Source organism: Flavihumibacter fluminis (genome assembly GCF_021491375.1).
GTDB classification, from domain to species: domain Bacteria; phylum Bacteroidota; class Bacteroidia; order Chitinophagales; family Chitinophagaceae; genus Flavihumibacter; species Flavihumibacter fluminis.
Genome location: NZ_JAKEVY010000015.1, coordinates 1 through 702 on the forward strand (window position 1 = coordinate 1; position 702 = coordinate 702).

General features: G+C 36.5%; 1 protein-coding gene. It reads right to left on the reverse strand.

What is annotated here, in order from left to right; translation table 11 throughout:
* Nucleotides 1-221 precede the first annotated feature (221 nt).
* Nucleotides 222-659, reverse strand: coding sequence for a hypothetical protein (locus L0U88_RS20705; RefSeq protein WP_234868775.1), 438 nt, complete (start codon nt 657-659; stop codon nt 222-224).
* Between the last annotated feature and the right edge of the window lie 43 nt (nt 660-702).

The following is a 702-nucleotide window of genomic DNA, read 5'->3' on the forward strand; positions in this document are numbered from 1 at the left end:
CAACGTATACGGCTTGGCGATAGGGTGGTATTTAAAAAGCATCAGGCCAAACCTTTGCTGATTTTATAAATAAATGTTCATTGTTAATTCTAATGCCAAGTTTTATACTTTAGTTGGATTTAATGTTGAATATGAAATAAAAGTTGATTTTATATTCGTTTCCCCGCCATATTGCCAAACCGACTGTTGCATGCAGTTTCTAGAATCCTTACGGGTAGGGCTTACCAAAATTTCCACCATGATTTTTTGTCTATTCGATTTGTCGCGTCAGATGTAAACTTGTTAGACCTATTCAGGAAGTAATTTATGTCGTAAAATTCATCATCGTCGCCTTGGACTTTGGCATTTAATTTTTCTGCTATTGCTATCATTTTCTTGATAGTTTCGTCATCTGGGTATTTAGTACTTATCATTCCGTTTCCATAGTCGAACCAAGGGATGTTATCTGTTGCTTTCGTTGTATGTCCTGTCCAGTTACAAAAGCCAGGCACGTTTTGGAATGAATTCTCTGTTCCAGGAATTTTGACTTCATAGCCATTAGTTAAATCTAGTTCATCGTCAGAGCGAACATAAGTCAACCATTCCTCAAGCGATATGTTACTTTCTTCTTCAAAGTCGTCCCAGTCATTACGTCTTACAATATGTAGGTTATATCCCATGTCTGATTGAAAATTTGGGTGTCAAATATAATTGCATGCAACG

Excerpts from the sequence above, each read along its gene's own strand:
- L0U88_RS20705 (WP_234868775.1), bottom strand. The coding sequence starts at position 659 with ATGGGATATAACCTACATATTGTAAGACGTAATGACTGGGACGACTTT.